18 protein-coding genes are annotated in these 19,011 nt (G+C 71.0%); 6 read left to right on the forward strand and 12 right to left on the reverse strand.

Translation table 11 applies throughout. From position 1 onward, the window contains the following. Positions 1 to 50: 50 nt before the first annotated feature. The 3 genes from ACQPWZ_RS16645 to mshA all read right to left on the reverse strand — a co-directional run bounded on the left by ACQPWZ_RS16645 (position 51) and on the right by mshA (position 4,343). Positions 51 to 1,775, reverse strand: coding sequence for a glycosyl hydrolase family 28-related protein (locus ACQPWZ_RS16645; protein ID WP_433571734.1), 1,725 nt, complete (start codon positions 1,773 to 1,775; stop codon positions 51 to 53). 740 nt (positions 1,776 to 2,515) lie between these two features. Continuing rightward, positions 2,516 to 3,010, reverse strand: a complete 495-nt coding sequence (locus tag ACQPWZ_RS16650; protein ID WP_356706315.1) for a YbjN domain-containing protein — start codon at positions 3,008 to 3,010, stop codon at positions 2,516 to 2,518. After that, positions 3,003 to 4,343, reverse strand: coding sequence for a D-inositol-3-phosphate glycosyltransferase (gene mshA / locus ACQPWZ_RS16655; protein ID WP_356706316.1), 1,341 nt, complete (start codon positions 4,341 to 4,343; stop codon positions 3,003 to 3,005). The genes ACQPWZ_RS16650 and mshA overlap by 8 nt, the downstream gene beginning before the upstream one ends. Before the next feature lie 150 nt (positions 4,344 to 4,493). Here mshA and ACQPWZ_RS16660 point away from each other — a divergent pair, with 150 nt between their 5' ends. The 3 genes from ACQPWZ_RS16660 (at position 4,494) to ACQPWZ_RS16670 (ending at position 8,084) form a co-directional block, all read left to right on the forward strand. Then, on the forward strand, positions 4,494 to 5,276 hold the full coding sequence (locus ACQPWZ_RS16660) for a class I SAM-dependent methyltransferase (RefSeq protein WP_433571735.1): 783 nt from the start codon (positions 4,494 to 4,496) through the stop codon (positions 5,274 to 5,276). A 177-nt stretch (positions 5,277 to 5,453) separates the two neighbouring features. Continuing rightward, positions 5,454 to 6,524 carry an NlpC/P60 family protein gene (locus ACQPWZ_RS16665; RefSeq protein ID WP_433571736.1) on the forward strand — a complete coding sequence of 357 codons (1,071 nt, stop codon included), beginning with the start codon at positions 5,454 to 5,456 and terminating at the stop codon, positions 6,522 to 6,524. A 237-nt stretch (positions 6,525 to 6,761) separates the two neighbouring features. Next, a complete protein-coding gene (locus ACQPWZ_RS16670) occupies positions 6,762 to 8,084 on the forward strand; it encodes a PP2C family protein-serine/threonine phosphatase (RefSeq protein ID WP_433571737.1) in 1,323 nt (440 codons plus the stop codon). Between the two features lie 44 nt (positions 8,085 to 8,128). Here the strand turns inward: ACQPWZ_RS16670 and ACQPWZ_RS16675 are convergent, their stop codons facing one another. The 3 genes from ACQPWZ_RS16675 to ACQPWZ_RS16685 form a co-directional block, all read right to left on the reverse strand. After that, positions 8,129 to 8,464, reverse strand: a complete 336-nt coding sequence (locus ACQPWZ_RS16675) for a DUF2516 family protein (protein ID WP_340473860.1) — start codon at positions 8,462 to 8,464, stop codon at positions 8,129 to 8,131. Between the two features lie 118 nt (positions 8,465 to 8,582). Beyond that, positions 8,583 to 9,173, reverse strand: a complete 591-nt coding sequence (locus tag ACQPWZ_RS16680; protein WP_340473862.1) for a hypothetical protein — start codon at positions 9,171 to 9,173, stop codon at positions 8,583 to 8,585. Positions 9,174 to 9,198: 25 nt separating this feature from the next. Continuing rightward, positions 9,199 to 9,633, reverse strand: coding sequence for a helix-turn-helix domain-containing protein (locus tag ACQPWZ_RS16685; RefSeq protein WP_313945562.1), 435 nt, complete (start codon positions 9,631 to 9,633; stop codon positions 9,199 to 9,201). A 338-nt stretch (positions 9,634 to 9,971) separates the two neighbouring features. Between ACQPWZ_RS16685 and ACQPWZ_RS16690 the strand changes: the two genes are divergently transcribed. Then, a complete protein-coding gene (locus ACQPWZ_RS16690; protein ID WP_433571738.1) occupies positions 9,972 to 10,478 on the forward strand; it encodes a DinB family protein in 507 nt (168 codons plus the stop codon). A 15-nt stretch (positions 10,479 to 10,493) separates the two neighbouring features. On the opposite strand, the gene ACQPWZ_RS16695 is transcribed toward ACQPWZ_RS16690, so the two are convergent. The 3 genes from ACQPWZ_RS16695 to ACQPWZ_RS16705 are packed head-to-tail and all read right to left on the reverse strand — an operon-like array spanning position 10,494 to position 14,142. Continuing rightward, positions 10,494 to 12,569 (reverse strand): HelD family protein, encoded by a 2,076-nt coding sequence (locus ACQPWZ_RS16695; RefSeq protein WP_433571739.1) that lies wholly within the window; start codon positions 12,567 to 12,569, stop codon positions 10,494 to 10,496. A gap of 43 nt (positions 12,570 to 12,612) precedes the next feature. Beyond that, on the reverse strand, positions 12,613 to 13,317 hold the full coding sequence (locus tag ACQPWZ_RS16700; protein WP_433571740.1) for a TetR/AcrR family transcriptional regulator: 705 nt from the start codon (positions 13,315 to 13,317) through the stop codon (positions 12,613 to 12,615). A 39-nt stretch (positions 13,318 to 13,356) separates the two neighbouring features. Continuing rightward, positions 13,357 to 14,142 carry a TetR/AcrR family transcriptional regulator gene (locus ACQPWZ_RS16705; protein WP_433571741.1) on the reverse strand — a complete coding sequence of 262 codons (786 nt, stop codon included), beginning with the start codon at positions 14,140 to 14,142 and terminating at the stop codon, positions 13,357 to 13,359. A 104-nt stretch (positions 14,143 to 14,246) separates the two neighbouring features. Here ACQPWZ_RS16705 and ACQPWZ_RS16710 point away from each other — a divergent pair, with 104 nt between their 5' ends. Next, entirely contained in the window at positions 14,247 to 15,191 is a 945-nt protein-coding gene (locus tag ACQPWZ_RS16710) for an ATP-binding cassette domain-containing protein (protein ID WP_340473865.1), read from the forward strand. Continuing rightward, complete coding sequence (locus ACQPWZ_RS16715) at positions 15,184 to 15,963, forward strand: ABC transporter permease (protein WP_356706321.1); 780 nt, start codon at positions 15,184 to 15,186, stop codon at positions 15,961 to 15,963. The genes ACQPWZ_RS16710 and ACQPWZ_RS16715 overlap by 8 nt, the downstream gene beginning before the upstream one ends. Here ACQPWZ_RS16715 and ACQPWZ_RS16720 read toward each other — a convergent pair. From ACQPWZ_RS16720 to ACQPWZ_RS16730, 3 genes are all read right to left on the reverse strand, one after another. Next, on the reverse strand, positions 15,931 to 17,076 hold the full coding sequence (locus ACQPWZ_RS16720) for a phosphotransferase (protein ID WP_433571742.1): 1,146 nt from the start codon (positions 17,074 to 17,076) through the stop codon (positions 15,931 to 15,933). The genes ACQPWZ_RS16715 and ACQPWZ_RS16720 overlap by 33 nt on opposite strands. Positions 17,077 to 17,166: 90 nt before the next feature. Beyond that, positions 17,167 to 18,042, reverse strand: a complete 876-nt coding sequence (locus ACQPWZ_RS16725) for a GntR family transcriptional regulator (protein ID WP_405570808.1) — start codon at positions 18,040 to 18,042, stop codon at positions 17,167 to 17,169. 192 nt (positions 18,043 to 18,234) lie between these two features. After that, a complete protein-coding gene (locus tag ACQPWZ_RS16730; protein WP_433571743.1) occupies positions 18,235 to 18,936 on the reverse strand; it encodes an HAD family hydrolase in 702 nt (233 codons plus the stop codon). Positions 18,937 to 19,011 lie beyond the last annotated feature (75 nt).

Below are 19,011 nucleotides of genomic sequence, written 5' to 3' on the forward strand. Positions count from 1 at the left end.
CCTCCCCGAGGTGTCCCGCACGCCCGGGGAGAGGGAGGGATCGGGGGCACTTACTGGCGCAGAGCGCGCTGCGCCTGATGCAGATTGCGCGGCTGCACGCCACCCGGGGCCCCGTACGCCTCCAGCCGGGAGTGCAGTTCCCCGGTGAAGTCGGGTACGTCCGTCTGGTCGAACTCGCGGACCGTGGAGATGGCGACGGTCGCGCTGTACGGGGCGATTCCGTCGATCTTGATCAGTCCGGCGCGTTCGTTCGTGACGGTGACGTTCCAGTGGGTGAACCGGGCACCGTAGAGCGGGCCGGCGCTGGCATCGCCGCCGTGCCGGCCGTCGTTGTTCACCGTGATCTCGGTGCGGACGTTGGCGAACGGCATACCGCGGTGGGTGTCGAAGGTGCCCATGTCCATCCGGCCGCGCGACCAGACGTTGTAACTGGAGAGCCCCTCGACGTTGATGCCGTGCAACTGGGTGCCGGCCGGGGCCGGGACCGTGCGCTGGGCGATGGTGAAGTCCTCGACGAGGTTGTCGTGCGAGCCCTCGCGGCAGAAGTACGGGTGGTGGGAGCCGCGGCCCTCGACCCGGGTACGGCTCAGCGTGCAGGCGGACGCGGCGACCAGGCCGAACCCGTTGTCCGCGTGACGGACCGTGATGTCGTCGGCCCAGCAGTCGTACGCACACTGGAAGGTGACACCGTTGTAGCCCTTGTCGAGCAGGTGCGGGGACTGCGGGGTCTCCACCGCCTCCAGGGTGAGCCCCTCGACACCGGAGTCGGTGAGCGGGGTGACGGGGGTGACGAGGCGGGGGTCCCACTCCGGCCGCAGATCCAGCGGCAGGGGGCGCTCGAACGTGACCCTGTTCCGCTTGACCGACGTGATGCGGACCGGCCACTCGTACGGGACGTAGCTGGTCAGCTTGGTCTTGTCGTCCCAGAAGTACGCCTCGGGGCCGGGGCCGTCACCGGCCATGTGCTCCAGCAGCGTGTGCTGCGCGTCGTCCGCGATGCGCAGCAGGACGAGCTGGCCGCGGCGCAGTTTGCGGGTGTCGGGGACGGTCACGGTCCGGTCGCCGCGCTTGGCGGCGCGGACGGTGGCGAGGGTGCGCCACTCGTCGCGCTGGTTGCCGGTCCAGCCCTCGAAGGGCCAGTTCTTGGCCGTGATGGCATCGACGAGGCTGTCCCAACGCCCGCTCGGGCAGAGCCAGATGAGCCCGCCTGCCCAGGACCAGGAGGACTTGTCGCCGCCGTAGCGACTGCCGTACGGGCCGATGAGCTCGGTGAGGTTCTTGGTGGCGAGCAGCTTGGTGCGGGTGCTGCCGGCGCCCTTGAGGACGACGTTGCTGTGGCCGATGCGGATGACGTCGTCGATGCGGTAGGTGCCGGGGGGTATGCGGACCGTGCCGCCGCCACGCTTGCCGACGGCGGCGAGGGCGCGGTTGATGGCGGGGGCGGCGTCGGCGGAACCGTCGCGCTGGGCACCGTAGTCGAGGACGTCGACGGTGCGGGTCGACGCGTCTTGCTTGGGCGCGTGGTGGTCACCGCGGTGGCGGCCGGCGCGGCCGATGTAGGGGATCTGGGGGTGGTCGAAGGGGTTGCGGCGGTACTCGTTCCAGAGGGAGGAGGGGGCGGGCGCGGCGGCGGGCGCGGCGGCGGCCGGCTCGGGGCGGGGGGCGGCGTGGGCGGTGCCGCCGAGGAGGGTGCCGCTGGTGGCACAGGCTGCTGCGACGGCGGTGGCACTGCCGAGCAGAGTGCGTCTGCTGATGGGGCGCTGACCGGTCTCCATGAGCTCGCCTTCCACGGATGTGAACCACGTTCATGTGGGTGTTGGCGGCGAGCATGCCATGAGGGTGCGGGGTGCGGGAAGGGGGTGTGCGGGTGCGGTTCGCGTCCTGAGGCGTCGAGGTGCGGGTTCTTGTCCGGCGTCGGGTCCGGGGGCCCGGGCCATGGGCCTCGGGTCCTTGTGCGGCGTCGGGTCCGGGGGCCCTCCGGGCTCGACTCCTCGGGGTCGGCGGCATACAGCTGTGTTGTCTTGAGCACCCGGGTCCTGCCGCCGATCCCCTGCGGGGACGACCCTGCACGCCCCCTCCCGGGCGGTCGAGGACGCGACCTGTTGGCCTGCGCCCGGAAGCGAACCCGGACCGGTAGGGGCAGCCGATGACACGCGGCGGGAGGCTGCGGCAGGCGGGTGTGGAACCCGTACCGGACAGGTGCCGGCCGGCACTCGCGGCGCGAAGCCGCCGCACTGAGCGGGGTGTGGGGCGCTGGCCCCACACAAACCCCTTCCCCTCACCCGAACCGGAGGGTGCGGGCCCGGGCGGCGCAAAGCTGCCGCGCCGAGCGGGGGGCGCAGCCCCACAGAGCCCCCACGAATCGCCCGGCGGCGCGAAGCCGCCGCAGGCAGGGGGGGTGGGGCGTCAGCCCCACACAAACCGTTCCACCCGCACCGGACAGGGGCAGCCCGCCCGCGCCCAGCGAAGACCATGGGGCACAGGCTCAGAACACCGCACCCCCGTCGCGCGGGGCCTACCCCTCCCGGGTCAGGTTGGTGAACGCGTCCAGGTTGCGCGTCGACTCACCCCGCGACACCCTCCACGCGTACTCCTTGCGGATCGCGCTCGCGAAGCCCAACTCCAGCAGCGTGTTGAACGCGCCGTCCGACGCCTCCAGGACCGTGCCCAGGAGGCGGTCCAGTTCCTCCGGGGTGATCACGGAGAGCGGGAGCGTGCCCGTCAGGTAGATGTCGCCGAGGGTGTCGATCGCGTAGCTCACCCCGTACAGCTTCAGGTTCCGTTCGAGCAGCCAGCGGTGGACCGCCGCGTCGTTCTCGTCGGGGTGGCGGATCACGAACGCGTTCACCGACAGGGCGTGCTTGCCGACCCGCAGGGAGCAGGTCGTCGACAGCTTGCGGGTGCCGGGGAGTTGGACCACGTACGTGCCGGGTGCGGGGTTCTCCCACGCGAGGTCCGCGTCGCCCAGTGTCTTCTCGATGGTCTCCGCGGCCTGCCGTAGGTCAGCCATGGTGCGAGCGTACCCGCCGGCGGTGTTCGTACATCGCCGCCGTGTAGACGTCGGCCGTCGCCGACGCCGCGGTGTCCCAGCCGAAGGATTCCGCGTGCCGGGCCGCCGCCGCGCCCATGCGTCCCGCCAGGTCCTTGTCCGCCAGCAGGCGGTGCAGCGCCTGCGCGTAGTCGGCGGGGTCGTGGCCGGGGATCAGGAGGCCGGTGACCTCGTCGCGTACGGCGACCGGAAGGCCGCCGACCTCCGCCGCGATCACCGGTGTGCCGGTGGCCTGCGCCTCGATGGCGACGAGGCCGAAGGACTCGCTGTAGGAGGGCATGACCAACGTGGACGCGGCCCGGAACCAGTCCGCGAGGGTGTCCTGGCCGACCGGCGGGTGGAAGTGGACGACGTCCGCGATGCCCAGGCGCGCGGCCAGTTTCTGGAGGCCTTCGGGCTTGGCGAGGCCGCTGCCCGAGGGGCCGCCGACGATGGGGACGTAGAGCTTGGAGCGCAGCGAGGGCTTGCGGTCCAGGAGCAGCGCCACCGCGCGCAGCAGGATGTCGGGGGCCTTCAGGGGCTGGATGCGGCCCGCGAAGAGGGGGACGAAGGCGCCCTGCGGCACTCCGAGGCGGGCGCGCGCGGGTGCGCGGCCGTCCAGGGGCCGGAAGCGGTCCAGATTCACGCCGGGGTGGACGACCGCGACCTTCGCCGGGTCCGCGTCGTAGAACCGGACGAGTTCGTCCGCCTCCTCCGCGGTGTTCGCGATCAGGCGGTCCGCCGCGTCGACGATCTGGGTCTCGCCGATGACGCGGGATGCGGGCTCGGGCGTGTCGCCGTCGGCGAGAGCCGCGTTCTTGACCTTGGCCATGGTGTGCATGGCGTGCACCAGGGGGACACCCCAGCGTTCGGCGGCGAGCCAGCCGACGTGGCCGGAGAGCCAGTAGTGGGAGTGCACGAGGTCGTAGTAGCCGGGCCGGTGACGCGCCCACGCCTGCATCACGCCGTGGGTGAAGGCACAGAGCTGGCCGGGCAGCTCCTCCTTGGCGAGCCCTTCGTAGGGGCCGGCGTCGACGTGGCGTACGAGCACCCCGGGGGCGAGTTCGACGCGGGGCGCCAGCCCGCCGGTGGTGGCCCGGGTGAAGATCTCGACCTCGATGTTGATCGCGGCGAGCCGCTTGGCGAGCTCCACGATGTAGACGTTCATACCGCCCGCGTCGCCCGTCCCGGGCTGGTGCAGCGGTGAGGTGTGGACGCTGAGCATCGCGATCCGGCGCGGCTTGCGCTGGGCGCCGGGGAATCGGATGCGCGGGGTCACCAGGCTGCTGCCGAGGCGGGAGACGTACTGGCTCACGTCGGTTGTCCTCCTCGATCCGGGCACGGCAAACAGCGGGCACCCAGCCCTGCCAGCCAGCTACAACAGCGGACTCTTCTCTTCCATTTCCCGCCTCCCCCTGCTTTGCCAAATCATTACCGTCACTTCGGCGCGTATACCCTCGCTGGCATGACCCGTCCCGTCGGCACCGCGACCCGCGGGACGACCAACCCCAACCGGCTGCGCCGGATGGACCGCTGGATCGCGGCCACCCACGGCGCCGCTCTGCGCCGCAGCGAGCGGCCCGTTGCCGTCGACCTCGGATACGGCGCGGCCCCCTGGACCGCCGTCGAGCTGCTCCAGCGGCTGCGTACGGCCGACCCCCGCTGCGAGGTCGTCGGTATCGAGATCGATCCGGCGCGGGTCGCGGCGGCGAAGCCGTACGAGCGCGAGGGGCTCACATTCCGGCACGGCGGCTTCGAGGTGCCGGCGGACCGGCCGCCCGCCCTGATCCGCGCGGCGAACGTGCTGCGCCAGTACGACGAGGGCGAGGTCGCCGCCGTCTGGGCCCGGCTGTGCGCGCGCCTCGCGCCCGGCGGTCTGCTCGTCGAGGGCACCTGCGACGAGATCGGACGGCGCCACGTGTGGGTGGCGCTCGGCCCGGAAGGGCCGCGAACGGTCACCTTCGCGGCCCGGCTGGCCTCCCTGGAGCGCCCCTCGGACCTGGCGGAACGGCTCCCCAAGGCCCTGATCCACCGCAATGTGCCGGGCGAGCCGGTCCACGCCTTTCTGCGCGACTTCGACCGCGCCTGGGCGGCCGCCGCTCCGTACGCCTCGCTCGGGGCGCGGCAGCGCTGGGTCAGGGCGGTGGGTGAACTGGCGGCCGACTGGCCGCTGTCGGAGGACCGGCGGCGGCGGCGGCAGGGGGAAGTCACGGTGAACTGGACGGCACTGGCACCCAATTCCGGGTGAAACCTGCGCCCGCGGGGAACGTGCGCCCCTGATCGTTCGTCCCTGTGAAGTGGGTGTGATCTCCCGAATGGCTCTGTCGCTTTGACGGAGGCCGTGGCACCATCGCGACATCACGCACCAAGTTACTGACGGTAAATCAGGTTTCCTGGCCTACGCCCGGGTTACGGAGGGGAAGTCGTGAACCGACGCCACTGTGCCACTGCCGCGATCACTCTGGTCTGCGCTCTGACCGTGCTGGCGTCATCGGGACAGGCTTTCGCCGCCACCGCCGCGCCCGAGCCGCCGCCCTCCACCAGCACGCCGGCCGTTTTGAAGAAGACGCTGGAGCAGGTCCGCCTCGAACTCGACAGCCTCTACCGGCAGGCGGCGTCCGCGGCGGACGCGTACAAACTCGCCGAGGAGAAGGCCGAGAAGCAGTCGGCCGAGATCGTCAGGCTGGCTCAGGAGACCGTCAAGGTCCAGGCACGCGTCGACGACCTCAAGAGCCGTGCCGGCGCGGCCGCCCGCGCGCAGTACCAGGGCGGCGGGCTGCCGCCCGAGGCGCAGTTGGTGCTCACGGACGACCCGGGCCTCTTCCTCGACGGCATGGGCCGGATCCGGCAGAGCCAGAAGGCGACCAAGGACCTCCTCGGCGAACTGACCCGGGCGCAGGCCGATTTGGCCGCGTACTCGAAGGACGCCAGCGCCCACTGGAAGACGCTGGAGGCGCACCGCGTCAAGCAGGCCGCCGCCAAGAAGAAGATCGACGGCAAGATCGCGGCGGCGAAGAAGATAGAGGACCTGCTGGAGAAGGAGGAGCGCGCGCGCCTTCTCGAGCTGGAACGGCAGGCGGAGTACAAGGCGCAGACCACCTGGCTGAGTTCGGGCGTGCTCAAGGGAATCGGCGGCGCGGCGACCGCACAGGGCAAGAAGGCGGTGCGGTTCGCCACCGCCCAGATCGGCAAGCCCTACGTCTGGGGCGCCGAGGGCCCGGGTTCGTTCGACTGCTCGGGACTCACCTCGCAGGCCTGGTCGGCGGCCGGCCGCGGCATCCCGCGCACTTCGCAGGAGCAGTGGCGGCTGCTGCCGCGGATCGACATCAAGGACATGCGGCCCGGCGACCTGATCATCTACCACGCCGACGCCAGCCATGTCGGGATGTACATCGGCGACGGCGCGATCGTGCACGCCCCGCGCCCCGGGCGGAATGTGACCCTTGCGGGGGCGGGTTCGATGATGATTCTCGGAGTCGTACGCCCCGACAAGTGAGTACGTGACCTGCGCCACCACCGGGCCCCATGGGGCCAACAGGCCTGTCGATCATGCCCAGGGCGTGATGTTCGTCATGGCCCAGGCGTCAACTACCTCCCCATGCGCGGCATATGCCACCGGCTCTATGTCCTTCGCCATTCCGCTACGGCCGGGGCTACCGCTATGGTCCCCGTCGGGCGGGACGTCGATCGTCGTCCTGCCGCGCCCTCGGGGGGAGGGAAGGAAACCGAGTCAATGCCCGTACCCGTACCGCGACAGAGGAACGTCCCCGTCGCGGAGACCGCGCACGGCGGCGCCGCCGGCGGCGCCGGAGCCGTCGGCAGCCGCGCCGACGGCGGCCTCGGCGGCTCCACAGGCGTACCCGGTGGCGGCAGCGGCGTCAGCGGCGGCGACCTCACGCTCCTGGTGATCGAGGACGACCCTGCGGGCTCCTTCTCCGTACCCGAGCTGCCCGACACGGCCGGCGCCCGCGTCAAGGTCCGCAGCGCGCGCAACCTCACCGAGGCCGCACGCCTGCTCACCGACGACGTCCACTGCATCCTGGTCGACCTCGCCCTGCCCGGCACCGGCGACGAGCCGCTGTCGCCGCTCAAGCACGTCCTGCGGCTCGCGCCGCGCCACGCGGTCCTCGCCCTGACGACATCGGGCGACGCCCAGCGCGCGGCCGAGGCCGTGCAGCTGGGTGCCCAGGACCATCTCTTCCGCGACGAACTCGACGCCCGGCTGCTCAGCCGGGCCGTGCGGTACGCGGTGGAGCGCAAGCGCGCCGACACCGCCCAGACGAAGCTCGCCGAGTCCCGGCTGCGCGCGCAGGAGAACGCCCGGCTGGAGCGCGGCCTGTTGCCCACTCCCCTGCTGGAGGGCTCGAACCTGCGGTTCGCCGCCCGCTACCGCCCCGGCCGTTCCCGGGCGCTGCTCGGCGGTGACTTCTACGACACCGTCCGCACCCCGGACGGCACGGTCCACGCCATGATCGGCGACGTCTGCGGGCACGGCCCGGACGAGGCGGCGCTCGGTGTGGAGCTGCGCATCGCCTGGCGTGCGCTGACCTTCGCGGGTCTGTGCGGGGACGAGCTGCTCTCGACCATGCAGCAGGTGCTGGAGCACGAGCGGGAGAGCGACGAGATCTTCGCGACGCTGTGCACGGTCGACATCGCCCCCGACGGCCGGCGGGCCGGACTGTGCCTGGCGGGCCATCCGTCCCCGCTGATCGCCCGCAAGGGCAAGGCCGCGCAGCTGCTGCCGTACGAGAACGGCGGCCCGGCGCTCGGTCTGCTGCCGCGTGCCCGCTGGCCGCGCCGCCAGGTGGAGCTGGGCGGCGCATGGAGCCTGATGATGTACACGGACGGGCTGATCGAGGGCCGTGCCGGGCCGGGCGAGAAACAGCGCCTCGGCCAGGAGGGCATGCTCGACATGATCAACCGGCAGCTGGGCGAGGGGCTCGAGGGCGAGGCGCTGCTGGAGTCGGCGGTGTCGGAGGTGCGCGACCTGAACGGCGGCGACCTCACGGACGATGTGGCGGTACTGCTGCTGAGCAGGGACCGGCAGACGGCCTGAGCCGTCGCGCGGCGGGGCTGCGACGGCTCTGGCTGCGCCGCGCGCTACCTTCCGCCGTTGTACGGGCCGTACGGGCCGTCGCTGCTGGAGCCGCCCTTCCGGCCGCCGCCGGACACCTGCGCGAGCGCGGGACGCACGTCGACGAAGAAGACGATGCTGGCGATCAGTCCGGCGATCGACAGGAACAGCACGGACACGAACAGGTTCACCGCGACCGTGATGCCCAGGATGATCAGCCAGAAGTTCTTCGTCTGCTTGTCGGCGGCGGTGTAGGCGTCCTTGCGGGCCAGCGCCGCCATGATCAGAGCGGTCACCGAGGTGACCAGGAAGACCAGGTCCAGCACCAGCCAGAGTGTGAAGTCGAATCCCGCGCGCAACATGGAGTACCGCCTCGTGAGTCGTTAGGAGCGCCTCGCCGCCAAAGCTATCGGGAGAACGGGCCGGACACCTCAATGGTGCCCGGCCCGTTTTTCTCCGTACGCCGTTACCGGCGCTGTCCTACTTGGCCGGCGGCGTGGCCGTCTTCTTCGGCGCGGGCTTGCGCGGGCCGCTCTTCTTGGCGGCCGGGGCCGGCGGAGCGGCCGCGGCGACCGGGGTGGGCTTCGCCCCGGCCGGCTTCGCGGCCTTCGGCTCCGGGTCGGGCTCGACGGCGACGGCGATCTCGTTGATCTCCTCGGCCGCCTCGCCGCGCCAGGTCTTCACGGTCTGCTCGCCGTGCTCGGCGACCTTCTCGTACGCCTCGCGGGCCTTGACGGCGTACTCGGCGGCGACGCCGACGCTGCGCAGGGCCAGGTCCTGGGCGTTCTCGCCCAGCTTCTTCAGGTCGGCGTCGAAGGTGCCGAGCACCTCGGTGACCTTGGCCTGGACGGTCGCCTGGGCCTCCTTGGCCTGGACGGAGACCTTCTCCTGGACAGCCTTGGGGTCGGTGTTGCGCACGGCCTCGATGCGGCTCGGCGCCTCGGCGCGGAGCTGCTCGAGCAGCGCGGGGACCTTCTTCGCCTGCTGGACGGCGAGGTCGGCCGTGCCGGCCGCGAAGTAGAGGGGGGTCGGGTCGGTGAGGGTCTTGCGCAGGTCATCGGTGATGGCCATGACTGTGGTCCTCCCGGAACGCAGATCAGTGTGAGGGTGGGTCGGCAACACTGCCGTCGGCCGTGCGGGGCCCTTCAACGTCGGTGTCCTCCGTGACCGCGCCGTCCTCGGTCTCGAATCCGTTCTCCTTGCGGAAGGACTCGTAGATCTGGAGCAGTACGGCCTTCTGGCGTTCGTTGATCGAGGGGTCGGCCAGGATGACGGCACGCGTCTCCAGCTCATCCCGATCCCGCTCATCGAGAATCCCGGCCCGCACGTACAGCGTCTCGGCGGAGATCCGCAGGGCCTTGGCGACCTGCTGCAGCACCTCCGCGCTCGGCTTGCGCAGCCCGCGCTCGATCTGGCTCAGATACGGATTGGACACCCCGGCGGCATCGGCGAGCTGCCGCAGGGAGAGCTGCGCCGTGCGCCGCTGCTCCCGCAGGTACTCACCGAGACTGCCGACGTTGAGTGATGCCATGTACTCGATGGTGCACAATCGTGCTAACTATTGCAAGCAACTGCTTGCAATAGTGTTCCACGCAACACCCGTACGGCCCTGGGGGCCGTCTACCCGGCGACGGGCGACTCGCACTCCGAGCCTGCCAGAGGTCGCGGGAGATCCGGCGGTGCACGCTCGGAAAACACCGCGGACCGTACGATTTCGGCCGCTCCCCCGGCCACCCGCCGCCCGGGGTGCGGCCTGCCCGGCCCCCCGTCCCGATAACCCCGTGCCCTCCGCCACCCGCCCTGCCACCATGGTCCGGTTCACGCCGCCGGGTCGGCGCCCTCGGCACCGATTCCCCGAAAGGACCCACCGTGACCGACGACCGCATCGACCCGCCCATGCGGGGGGACGAGCGCGAGACGCTGCGCGCCTACCTCGACTACCACCGGGCGACCCTCGCCCTGAAGACCGAGGGACTCACCGACGACGAGCTGCGCCGCCGGTCGATGCCGCCGTCGACGCTCACCCTGCTCGGGCTGGTGCGGCACATGGCGGAGGTGGAACGCACCTGGTTCCGCCGGGTGATCAACGGCGAGGACATTCCGCTCGTCTGGTCGGACGAGGGCGACTACCAGGTGGCGTACGACGCGAGCGGGTCCACCGGCGCGGAGGCGTTCGCGGCCTGGCAGACCGAGATCGACCACGCGCGCCGGATCGAGAAGGAGGCCGCGTCCCTCGATGTGACCGGCTACCAGCCGCGGTGGGGCGAGGACGTCTCGCTGCGGCTGGTGATGCTGCATCTGATCCACGAGTACGCGCGGCACAACGGCCACGCCGACTTCCTCCGCGAGGGAATCGACGGAACGGTCGGCGCCTGACCGCGCCACCGGTCCCTATGGGCCGAGTTCCCCCGGCAGCGGGCGGGCGTGCAGGACGTCGAGCCGGGACACGGCCCGGGTGAGGACGACATACAGGCGGTGCAGGCCGCGGGCCTCCGCCCCGGCGATGGCGGCGGGCTCGGCGACGATGACATGGTCGTACTCCAGGCCCTTGGCCACCGCCGCGGGCAGCACGGTGACCCGGGTGTCCGCCGCGAGGTCGCCCGCGGCCGCGATCGCGATGCCCTCCCCGGCGAGGGCGGCCCGCAGCCGGTGGGTGTCCGGCTCGTCCGCGATCACTCCGACCGAGCCCTCGTGCTCCAACGCCGCCCGTACGGCCGTGACCGTCGCGGCCACCACGTCGCTGACCCCGCGGACCGTCAAGGCGCCGTCGCCCCGCAGCGAACGTGCGGGCGGCACATCGACCCCGAGCGAGGGAACCAGCCGGTTCGCGAAGGCCACGATCGCCGCCGGGACACGGAACCCTTCCGTCAGCGGGACCACGGCGGCGTCCTCCTTGCCGAGATGGGCCAGTTGCTCGGGCCAGCTGCGCGCCGACCACGGTGTGGTGCCCTGGGCCAGGTCGCCGAGCACGGTCAGCGATCCGAACCCGATGCGCCGCGCGACGGCCCGGCACTGCATGGGCGACAGGTCCTGCGCCTCGTCGACGACGATGTGGCCGTAGCCCTCCGGGCGTTCGATCAGCCCGGCGAGTTCGTCGAGGAGCACCAGATCGGCCGCGGTCCACCGCGCTGATCTGCACGAGCGCGGCGGCCTGGCCCACCTGACCGCGTCCTGCTCCGCGCCGGTGAGGAGCGGATCCGCGGGGTCGGTCAGCAGACCGGTGAGGACCTCCTCCGGCTGCGTCCGCGGCCAGACGGCGTCGACGAAGGCGGACACCGGGCGGGAACGGCTGATCCGCTGCACCCAGGTGTTTCCCATCGGCCCGGCGCGCCGCTCCGCCTGGAGCAGGATCGCGCGGACGGCGCGGGTACGGACGCGCTCCCGTCCCACGGCGTACGGCGGTGCCTCGGCCCTCACCTCGTCGACGATGCGTTGCAGTTCGGCGAGCGGGACGCGCCAGCGGTACGAGCCGTCGGGCACGACGACCGGCCCCGTGGGCGGCAACACCCTTGCGTACAGGGCCCGGTGCAGCACCTCGGCCATCCGGACGTCGTGCTTGACCGCCGCGGCGGCCGCGCTGTCCTGCGCGCGTACCGCGTGACGGGCGATCTCGTCGTCCACGGTCGACTGCCGGACACCGGTCTCGCCGAGCGCGGGCAGGACGGCCGAAATATAGGAGAGGAAGGTGCGGTTGGGCCCGAGGATCAGCAGCCCGCCACGCCGGATGCGCTGCGGAAAGGTGTAGAGGAGATAGGCGGCCCGGTGCAGTCCGACGGCGGTCTTGCCGGTGCCCGGAGCGCCCTGCACGCACAGCGAATCGGCGAGACCGGACCGTACGAGGTCGTCCTGCTCGGGCTGGATGGTGGCGGCGATGTCCCGCATGGGGCCGACGCGGGGGCGCTCGATCTCGTCGGCCACGATGGCGCTCGTACGGCTGGTACGGGAGGGGCCGGGCGCGGGGTCGTCGGTGGCGGGGCCGGAGGGCCGCGCGAGGCGTTCGTCCTCCAGACCGGTCAGATCCGCCGAGTCGCCCTTGCTCAGGGGCGCCCAGCCGAACCGGCGGCGCACGGCGACGCCTTGCGGATCGCGAGGGCCCGCCTGGTAGAAGGCGCGGGAGACGGGCGCGCGCCAGTCGACGACGAGCGGTGGCGCGGAGGGATGTTCGGTGATCCGGCGGCGGCCGATGTGATAGCTCTGCCCGCGGTGTTCGCCGGCGGTCGCCTCCGGTCCGAAGTCGAGGCGGCCGAAGAAGAGCGGGCTGTCCGGCTCCTCGCTCAACGCCTTGGCGCGGCTGCGCAGTTCGTAGCCCAGAACTTCGGCGTCGGCGCCCGAGGCGAAGGCGTTCTCGCCGTCGACGACGTCCTGGGCCGCACCGTCGACCATGCCGGTCAGGGCTGCGCGGCAGGCGTCGTGGAACGTGCGTTCCTGGGTGAGGGCATGGCTGAGTGCGTCGTCGGGTGCCGTCATTCCATCGAGAATAACGTAACCGAGTTACATTTTTAACCGAGACTCATTCGGGCGGCCGCCCAGTCTGCTCGGCCTGACCGATCTGCCCGACCTGACCGACCTGACCGAGACCGTTGCGCAGCTGGGCGAAGGCCAGCCGCGCCGCATCCACTGCGGACGGACGCACGTCCTCAGCGCTCTCACCTGCGGCGATCCGGCGCCAGTTCTCCTCGGCGAGGATGCGGATGACGGCGATGATCTGCCCGGCGGCGAGCCTGGCGGCCACCGGGGCGCCGACACCGTCCGCGACCCCCGCCCGCGGTTCTCCGCCGTCGAGCGCCGCCGCCAGCGCCTCCTCGGACCGCGCCTGGTACGCGTAGAGCCGGGCCACCAGGCTGGGCGTGCCGTACAGCAGCCGGTGGAAGGCGAGCACCTGCGGGACGTCGCTGAGCCCGGTCACGGGGTCGCCGCGGTCGAGGCCGTCGAGGAAGTGCTCCAGCAGGGCGTCCAGCGCCGAGACCCCCGGCTCCCGTGCGGCCACCACGCGGGCCGCCTCGTCCTCGTGGTCGGCGAACCGGTGGAGCGCCAGGTCCTCCTTGGCGGGGAAGTAGCGGAAGAGCGTGGGCTTGGAGACGTCGGCCGCCGCGGCGATCTCGGCGACGGAGACCGCTTCGAAGCCCTTCTCCAGGAAGAGCGCGATCGCGGCGTCCGAGATCGCGCGGTACGTCTGCTGCTTCTTGCGCTCCCGCAGGCCCGTCCCACCGCTCATGGACCCGAGCCTACGCACCGTCCCGCGCGGCCGCGGCGATCACCCCGCCGCGCACGGGCCCGCTCCGCCCCGCCTGCGGATCAGGGCCTCCACACCGTCCAGGATCGTCTCCAGCCCGAAGGCGAAGTCGGACCCCGGCTCGTCCGGCTCGAACATCGCCGCGGACTCCATCAGCTTCGCCACCGACGGATAGCGGGCCGGATCCGCCAGTCGCTTCACGGTGTTGGCCCAGCCGCGCATGGCCTCCTGCGGACCGGCGCCGCTCCTGGCGACCGCCGCCGCCAGATCCGCCATCAGCAGCGCCTCGTTCCGCACGAAGCCGCCGACCAGCATGATCACCGAGATCTTGTCGCCCTCGTCCAGGCCCGTGCCCTCCAGCGCCGCGAGGCCCTGGTCCCACCAGGCAACCGAGTTGGGCGTGGCCGGCGGGCCGGAGATGGGGATGCGCAGGGCCCACAGATTGCGGTGGAAGACCTCGCGCTGCGCGCTCGCCCAGGCCGCCGTCGCCTCCCGCCAGTCCGCGTCCGGGCCGGGCGGCTCGGGGGGCATGCCGACGACCGCCTCCTGCATCAGGATGTAGAGCTCGTCCTTGGCCGCGACGTACCGGTACAGGGACATCGTCGAGACGCCCAGCTCCTTGGCGACCCGCCCCATCGACACGGCGCCGAGCCCCTCCGCCGCCGCGAGGGCGACCGCGGCCGCGACGATCCGTTCGAGGCTGAGACCGGGTTTCGGCCCTTTCGCCGGGCGGTCCCGCAGGCCCCATGCCGCCTCGATGCTGGCCGGCAGCCCGGTACCGCCGCTGTCGCCGCTGGTGTCCGTCATCGCTCTCCGCCTCGCTGCCCCGTTCCGCCTTGACGCACATCCTAGTAATGCGTAACCCTTACACAGTATCGCGTATGGCATACGCATAAGAGGGGGAGCCCGTCATGAACCAGTCAGCCGCCGTCGAGGCCACCGGTCTCGTCAAGGCGTACGGGAAGGTCGGCGTGCTCCACGGCATCGATCTGCGGGTCGAGGCGGGCAGCGTCTTCGCGCTGCTCGGCCCGAACGGCGCGGGCAAGACCACCGCCGTCCGTATCCTCGCCACCCTCACCACCGCCGACGCGGGACACGCGCGCGTCGCCGGGTACGACATCGTCCGCGAGCGGACGCAGGTGCGCCGGTCCATCAGCCTGACCGGCCAGTTCGCGGCGATCGACGAGAAGCAGACGGGCGAGGAGAACCTCCGCATGATGGGCCGTCTGAGCGGGCTGTCCCGCCCGGCCGCCACGCAGCGGGCCGCCGAACTCCTCGAACGGTTCGGCCTCACGGACGCCGCCCGCCGCCGTACCGTCACCTACTCCGGGGGGATGCGCCGCCGCCTCGACCTCGCCGCCGGGCTCGTCGGCCGGCCCGAAGTGGTCTTCCTCGACGAGCCGACGACCGGCCTCGACCCGCGCAGCCGCGCCGAGTTGTGGCAGGTGGTGCGCGAACTGTCCGCCGGGGGCGCGACGGTGTTCCTGACCACGCAGTACCTGGAGGAGGCCGACCGGCTCGCGGACCGTATCGCGCTCGTCGACGGCGGCAGGCTCGTCGCCGAGGGCACGGCCGACGAACTCAAGGCCAGGGTCGCGGGCCACCGCCTCGACCTCGTCCTCACCGACGCCGCGGCGTATCTGCGGATCGAGACCCACGCACCGGGCCGCTCCGTGCACCGCTCCCCCGAGACCCTCACCGTCGGATTCCCGACGGACGGCACGGCGGCGGAGGTCCGCGCCCTGCTGGACGAACTCGACCCGCAGCGGCGCGACATCGTCCGCTTCTCGGTCCGCCAGGCCACGCTCGACGACGTCTTCCTCACCCTGACCGGCAAGGAGCCCGCCCATGTCTGACGCCCTGAGCCGTACGGTGACGCCCGCGCTGACCGCCGCCATGACGATGTCCGGCCGCAGCATCCGCCTCAGCCGGCGCAACGTCGACGCCGTCATCACCTCGATGATGCTGCCGCTGATGATGATGGTGGTCTTCATCTACTTCTTCGGCGGAGCCATCGACACCGGGACGGCGTACGTGACGTACGTGGTGCCCGGGATCCTCGTCCTGTGCGCGGCCTTCGGCGCGTCGACCACCGCGGTGGGGGTGAGCGAGGACATGAAGGGCGGCATCATCGACCGCTTCCGCTCCCTGGACGTCGGCGGCACGGCGATCCTGACGGGTCATGTCGCCGCCAGCACCCTGCGCAACCTTCTCTCCACGGCCCTGGTCCTGGCGGTCGCCCTGCTGGTCGGCTTCCGCCCCTCGGCCTCCCCCGCGGCCTGGCTGGCGGCCGGCGGCATCCTGATCGCGTTCCTGATCGCGATCTCCTGGCTCGCGGCGGCGGTCGGCCTGCTGGCGAGAAGCCCGGAAGCGGCGGGCGGCTTCACCTTCTTCATGTCGTTCCTGCCCTACCCGAGCAGCGCGTTCGTCCCGATCGACACGATGCCGGGCTGGCTCCACTCGTTCGCGGACCACCAGCCGGTGACTCCGCTGATCGAGTCCCTGCGCGGCCTGCTGCTCTCCGAGCCGGTGGGCACGACGCCGTGGACGGCGCTGGCGTGGTGCGCGGGGATCATGGCGGTGGCGACGGGGGCGTCAGGGGTGCTGTTCCGGATGCGGACGCGGTGAGGACTCGAGCCAGTCAGCATAGGCGGCCATCACCCGGTGCAGCGAGGGGACACTCGTCAGCCCGAGTTGTTCCTGTGCCGCCGCGAGCACCCGCCTCACCTTTCGGGCCGCATCCGGCAGAGCCTGCTCATCCGCTTCCGATGCCGCCCTGATCTCCTCGGCAGTGCGGATGACATCCGTGATGACTGACTGCACCCTCTTGTATGCCATCAGGACCGGAAGATCGTGTCCCATGTGTGCGGAGCAGCCGGGCTTCGCGTACTCGACCGCTTCCCGCCACACTTCGCAGATCTGCTGCTCCTCCCTCTTCGTGTAGTGCATCAGGTGCAGGTGGGTCGCCAGGTCGTACAGCGGATCCCCGATCATGGCGAGCTCCCAGTCGATGAACCAGAGGTCGCCGCTGGGGTCGACGATCAGATTCTTGCGGTGGAGATCGCCGTGGAGGAGGACGAACGGGCGTCGTCCGAGACCGGAGGCGGACTCGGACAGCTCCGCCCATGCCTGTTCACGAACACCCAGCGTGCTGAGAAGCGTTCCGAATACTCCCGCATTGCGTCGGTACACCTCATGCTCGGTGAAGCGGATGAGCCCTCGGAGAAATCCGGCCGAGTCATCATCCGCCGAGTCACTGTCCACCGAGTCACCGTCCACCGAAGAAGACCCCGTCAGAGTGGGGACCCGCGGTATGTCGTCCAATTCATCGGGCTTGATGGCCGTCAATTCCCTGAACAGCCGGCCGAGTTGCGTGACATGCCGAGCCGCCAGGGAGCGCGGGGAAGTGGCGCCGCCCCCCAGGGTCCGGCCTTCGATGAACCCTTGCAGGAACACACCGTCCGCGATCTCGGCGCTCTCCGGGATACGCGAGACCCGGCCCTGCAGCGCAATGAGCAAGCGGTCCTCCGAGGCGAAGCAGCGCCGGTCGAACCAGAGCAGTCCCGGGCGCGGCACGCGCAACTTGCCCCGGAGGGAGTGGGCCGCCAGCGGGTTCTCGACCGGCAGACGAAAGGCGTACGCCTCATGGTGGTAGCCCTCCAGAGGGCCTTCCACATCCTGGCCGTCGCTGCTCAGCGCGGCTGCTCGCCGTCGGATTTCAGATGCCGCATCGACTGTCATGTAGCGCGCCCTCAGCGTTCCGCCCGGTTCAGGACTGAGTGAGGAAGTTACCTCCCCAGCAGACCCAGTGGTTGAAGGTTTGCTCCGAAGTCACTCACCCCAGTCCATGGAGGCCTCGGCATTCGACCAGTAGGACTCGAACTGCTCGCGCACTTTGTGGAAGTAGGCACTGTCCTGCCCTGTGCCGCCCGCCGTCGGCTTCCACGTGAAGGGTTCCGAGCTGCTCATCAGGTCACGGATCGCCATGGGCGGGCTGTCTCCGTGTTCGCGCACCTCGTTGCGGCGGACCTCATAGAGACTGGTGAGCGCGACCGAGTTGTTGAGGATGTAGTACTTCTGCTGCGGGAGCGTGGGTAGCGAGCGGATCTCCACCCGCACACTGGCGCCTCTCCGGTACTCCGCCACGGAGAGCAGAGAGTGCTCCAGCTGCCGCGCGTAGGTTCGGATGATTCCTCGCAGTCTCCGCAACGGGCGCTGGTCCGTCGGATCGCTGATCAACTCCGGAAGGCCGTGATCGACCACGAGACTCGGCAGCAGCACACGCGCTCTGATCGACTCGGGCACCGGGGCCTTCCCCGCCCTGATCCTCACCACCTGCTGAGCCACGATCTGGCTGAGATTCTCGGTGGTCAGGGACCAGACATCGAGGGACACGTCGGCGGCGGCGAACGCCTCGGCCACCCAGTCGTCGAGGGTCTGCGGAGTCGTGTGGCCCGCCACCACGCGAGGGCCTCTCCCCTTCCCGCCCTCATCGATCAGTCCCCACGCCCGCAGGATCTTCAGGGCGTGCTGGACGGTCACCAAGGAGACCTCGTACTGCTTCGCCAGCACCCGCTGCTTGGGGACCTGTTCGCCCGGCTCGATCCTGTTGTCGGTGATCTGCTCGCGGAGGTCCTCGGCTATGCGCAGGTACTTGTGCCGACCGGGAACGCCATGCTTCTCGCTCTCACGCCCCGTCAAAGCCATTCAAGAAAGCTACAACAGTCGTTCACCATGCGTCGTCAGTCCGCCATGAGCAGTCAACAAGACATGCCGAACGGTCACTTGGCAGACAGGCCGGGTGGCGTTGTGAGCTGCCGAGACCGCAGTGAGCGGGCGTACCTTCGGCCGCACGGGCAGAGCTCCCGAAGGGACGAAGTCATGCGCCATGCACTGCCGTCACTCCGCTCGGTGACGGGCCTCGAACGCCTCGATCAACGGACCGTAGGAGCCGATGTACACCAGCGGCTCGCGGCCCTTCAGACGCCGGAGCTTCTCGTCGTTCCGGACGTATCCGAGGAAGGGGACCCCGAGCGCACCGGCGGCTTCACGATCCGCGGGCGAGTCGCCGATCATCAGCGACTTCTCCGCCGTGAACCCCGTGGTCTCCAGCGCCCGGCGCAGACAGTGCGGATTCGGCTTGAGCAGGGCAGGATCCGCGGTGCGTCCGTGGACATGCCCGTCGAAGTACACCGAAAGGCCGTGGTCTTCGAGATACTGCGACGCTGCCCGCGGCGAGTTGTTGGTGGTGATGGCGAGTCGTACGCCTCCTGCGCTCAGCAGCTCCATCAGGCGCCCCGCGCCGACGGTCGGCTCAGCCGTCGACGTGGCCCGCAGCTCCTCTTCGGTGAGCAGCCGCTCGAGTTCCAGGACCAGCTCACTGCCGGGACGCTCCCGGCCTGCGACGCCCAGTACGGCGTGCGGGTCGTCGGCGGAGGCGGCGGGCACCGGCACGTCGTAACCGAACCGGTGCCGGCTCAGGGCACGCATCGCGGCAGCCACGTCCGCAGCCGGATGGCCGGAGAAGAGCCGGCACACCGGGCCGTCGAAGTCGAAGAGCACGCACTTGGCGGCCGAAAGGAGGTCGAGCGGACCGGTCACGTGCGGGTACCTCTCGTCGATCCGTCCGTTCGGGCAGAGAGTCGGCTGGTGTCTTCGCACCCCATCTTGCCCCCA

This window comes from Streptomyces sp. CA-251247, assembly GCF_050952975.1.
Lineage (GTDB): Bacteria > Actinomycetota > Actinomycetes > Streptomycetales > Streptomycetaceae > Streptomyces > Streptomyces achmelvichensis.

Bases quoted from the DNA above. Each gene is read 5' to 3' on its own strand.
- ACQPWZ_RS16645 (WP_433571734.1), bottom strand. From the start codon at position 1,775: ATGGAGACCGGTCAGCGCCCCATCAGCAGACGCACTCTGCTCGGCAGT.
- ACQPWZ_RS16650 (WP_356706315.1), bottom strand. From the start codon at position 3,010: ATGGCTGACCTACGGCAGGCCGCGGAGACCATCGAGAAGACACTGGGC.
- ACQPWZ_RS16660 (WP_433571735.1), top strand. From the start codon at position 4,494: ATGACCCGTCCCGTCGGCACCGCGACCCGCGGGACGACCAACCCCAAC.
- ACQPWZ_RS16670 (WP_433571737.1), top strand. From the start codon at position 6,762: ATGCCCGTACCCGTACCGCGACAGAGGAACGTCCCCGTCGCGGAGACC.
- ACQPWZ_RS16675 (WP_340473860.1), bottom strand. From the start codon at position 8,464: ATGTTGCGCGCGGGATTCGACTTCACACTCTGGCTGGTGCTGGACCTG.
- ACQPWZ_RS16680 (WP_340473862.1), bottom strand. From the start codon at position 9,173: ATGGCCATCACCGATGACCTGCGCAAGACCCTCACCGACCCGACCCCC.
- ACQPWZ_RS16685 (WP_313945562.1), bottom strand. From the start codon at position 9,633: ATGGCATCACTCAACGTCGGCAGTCTCGGTGAGTACCTGCGGGAGCAG.
- ACQPWZ_RS16695 (WP_433571739.1), bottom strand. From the start codon at position 12,569: ATGACGGCACCCGACGACGCACTCAGCCATGCCCTCACCCAGGAACGC.
- ACQPWZ_RS16700 (WP_433571740.1), bottom strand. From the start codon at position 13,317: ATGAGCGGTGGGACGGGCCTGCGGGAGCGCAAGAAGCAGCAGACGTAC.
- ACQPWZ_RS16705 (WP_433571741.1), bottom strand. From the start codon at position 14,142: ATGACGGACACCAGCGGCGACAGCGGCGGTACCGGGCTGCCGGCCAGC.
- ACQPWZ_RS16710 (WP_340473865.1), top strand. From the start codon at position 14,247: ATGAACCAGTCAGCCGCCGTCGAGGCCACCGGTCTCGTCAAGGCGTAC.
- ACQPWZ_RS16715 (WP_356706321.1), top strand. From the start codon at position 15,184: ATGTCTGACGCCCTGAGCCGTACGGTGACGCCCGCGCTGACCGCCGCC.
- ACQPWZ_RS16720 (WP_433571742.1), bottom strand. From the start codon at position 17,076: ATGACAGTCGATGCGGCATCTGAAATCCGACGGCGAGCAGCCGCGCTG.
- ACQPWZ_RS16725 (WP_405570808.1), bottom strand. From the start codon at position 18,042: ATGGCTTTGACGGGGCGTGAGAGCGAGAAGCATGGCGTTCCCGGTCGG.